2 protein-coding genes are annotated in these 2,700 nt (G+C 72.6%); both read right to left on the reverse strand.

The window, feature by feature from the left end; genetic code table 11:
- Window positions 1-147: 147 nt before the first annotated feature.
- A complete protein-coding gene (locus CCS38_RS17595; RefSeq protein WP_223734234.1) occupies window positions 148-711 on the reverse strand; it encodes a hypothetical protein in 564 nt (187 codons plus the stop codon).
- A gap of 119 nt (window positions 712-830) precedes the next feature.
- The gene (locus CCS38_RS17600) at window positions 831-2,495 is read right to left on the reverse strand and encodes a beta-N-acetylhexosaminidase (protein ID WP_223734235.1); all 1,665 of its coding nucleotides are present in this window, start codon (window positions 2,493-2,495) and stop codon (window positions 831-833) included.
- Window positions 2,496-2,700 lie beyond the last annotated feature (205 nt).

Below are 2,700 nucleotides of genomic sequence, written 5' to 3' on the forward strand. Positions count from 1 at the left end.
CCCCGGCCCACCCCGTTGTCCCCTTCTCGGCGGATCCGCGGCGGCCGCGGCGGCGCGGCACGGATCAGGGCACCTGTGCCTCCACAGTAATCAGCGTCCGAACGGACGGAAATGTCACAGTGCCGCCCCCGCGCGGCCCCGGCGGGTTCAGACCGCGCCGCGTGCCTGCCGGGAGACCACCGCGCGCAGCACGCGGCGCCCCTCGGCGGAGATCTCCACGGCCTGCCGCAGGCCCGCGGGGCCGTGCCCCGCCAGCAGTTCCAGGATCGTTGTCTGACGGCGCAGCTCGGCCTCGACCAGCGGGGTCGTGCCGTCCGTGCGGCCCGCGCGGCGGTCCGCGAGGGTGTGCGGGCCCTCGTACGGCCTGCCGGGGTGGTCCAGCAGGTGGTGCACGTGGAGCGCCGTGCTGGAGCAGGCGTCGGCCCAGGCGCGGAGCGCTTCTTCGTCGGAGCGGGTGGCCGGCGCGTCGTCGAGCATCCGGCGGACCAGTACGGCCGGTTCGGTGTCGTCCGCCGGACCGGGCGGCAGCACGGCCCGTACCGCCGCGAGCTGGGTGCCCCACTCGGCGCCGTCCGCCGTCAGGCTCGCCCACAGCGGGCGCAGCGCGTCGTCGTCCGCGCCGAGCAGCGGCAGGCAGCGGTCCAGGCAGGCGAGGCCGCTCGCCGCCAGCCCGCGCGCATCCGCACGCGCGACCAGTTCCACCAGGCTCATGACGTACGCCTTCCCCTTCGCACCGGGCACTTCCCTTGCTGCGCCCTACTGCGTGCCGGACGGCAGTAACGTCACAGCGGACCGTGACATACCGGGGTGAAGGCGTACGTCCGTACCCCTCAACGCGCGGGCGCCACCGTGGCGGCCCGGGACTTGAAGTCCGTCCACGAGAGCTGCGGCTTGCGCGGGTCCCAGACCTTCTGGGAGAGCGCGGCGAGCGGCAGCCGGATGCCGCGGGCGACCTGCTCGGTGGTCTGGGACTGGGCGAGGTCGCACCAGACGCCGAAGCGGGCGCCGGGGATGCGGTCGGGGCCTGCGAGCGAGGCCGGGACCGGCCTGCTGCCGCGCAGCACGGCCGGGGTCCACTCCTTGTAGATCCGCTCGCCGGTCGGGTAGGTGAAGTCGTTCGGCTGGCCGAGGACGTAGTAGAGGTACTCGTCGTTGAGGTTGACGACCGTGCGGCCCTCCTTCAGGTACGTCAGGGGCTCACGGGCGCCGATCTCCTTGCCGGTCCAGTACGCCACCGTGCGGTCCTTGTCGGGGGTGACCACCTTGGAGTCGTGGAAGCCGTCGTTCCACGCCTCGACGTGCTGCACCCCCGCCTTGCGCAGGGTCTTCTCGCGGTCGTTGAGCCAGCCGGTCGTCAGGTCCTGGACGGTGGCCCTGGCGCCGTACTTCTTGGTGGCGGCGCGCGCGAGCTGCGGGTAGGTGGCGCCGGGCGACTTCACGGTCAGGGCGCGGTACTCGTCGCCGCCCAGGTGCCAGCGCGGCCCGGGCACACCCTCCTCGGCGAACAGCTTCGCGTACTCGCGCAGCAGGTCGTCGACGATCTGTGCGGCCTTGGGCTGCGAGATGTCGATCGCGCCGCGCTGGGCGGTGCCGGCGGCGCTGCGCAGCTGGAGCGAGGGGTGCTTGTCGATCACCGCGCCGAGGTGGCCCGGCGAGTCGATCTCGGGGATGACGGTGATGTGCAGCTCGCGCGCGAGCTTCACCAGGTGGCGGACCTGCGCCTTGGTGAGGTGGTCCTTGGAGACGATCTCCGGGTGGCTGCTGCTCTCGATGCGGAACGCCTGGTCGTCGGAGAAGTGCAGCTGGAGCTGGTTGAGCTTGAGGTCGGCCATCTCGCGGATGCGCTTCTCCAGCCAGTCCGCGCTGAAGTGCTTGCGCGCGGTGTCGACGAGCAGGCCGCGCTGGGCCCGGTCGGGACGGTCCTGGAGGGTGCCTTCGGGGACGCCGCCGGCGGCCCGTACGGACTGCACGACCGTGCGGGTGGCGTTGAAGATCCCGGTGTCGGTGGGCGCGGTCAGGGTGAGGCGGGTGTCGCGGGCGGTGATCGTGTAGGACTCGTCGGCGGTGCTCGCGGGCGCCGCGTTGTTCTCGCCCGCCGCCTTGCCCTTGCCCGAGAGCGTCAGCTCGACGTCGCCGGGGCGCGCGTCGTCCTTCCAGGACAGCTTCAGGCCGCCGAGGTCCGCGGCGAGCCGCCGGGCCTCGTCGGCGACCGGGCTGTCCGCCCCGGCGGGCACGACGACGCGGGCGTTCTTCGAGACGCGCCAGCCGGTGCCGTCGGCCGCCTTGAAGCCGCGGACCGCGGGGATCGTGCGCGGGGGCCCCTTGACCGCGGCCCAGCGGGGTGTGGGCGCCGCTGAGGACGCGGCGGACGTGGGCGACTTGGAATCCTGGTTTCCGGTACCGCTTCCACCGCCGTGCTGGGCGGAGCCGTCCGAGCAGCCGGTGATGGTCAGGGCCGAGGCGGCCAGGGCCACCCATGCCGTCAACTTCCTCATCTACGCAAACCTCCCTTTCCAGGGCGAAGTATGACCAGCTTGAGAAATGTCCCGTCCACTACGCGCGCGAAAGCTCTCTCATCCGGGTGAAATTCGTGCATCCGTCGGACAGAAGACGGCTTGCGTCGTTACGGTGGCGTCTCGCCCGCCCGTCGCCCGACCTCAACCCCCAGAAGACGGCGCGAGCGCCGACCCCCCTCCTTCC

The sequence above is a fragment of the Streptomyces purpurogeneiscleroticus genome (assembly GCF_020024005.1).
Lineage (GTDB): Bacteria > Actinomycetota > Actinomycetes > Streptomycetales > Streptomycetaceae > Streptomyces > Streptomyces purpurogeneiscleroticus.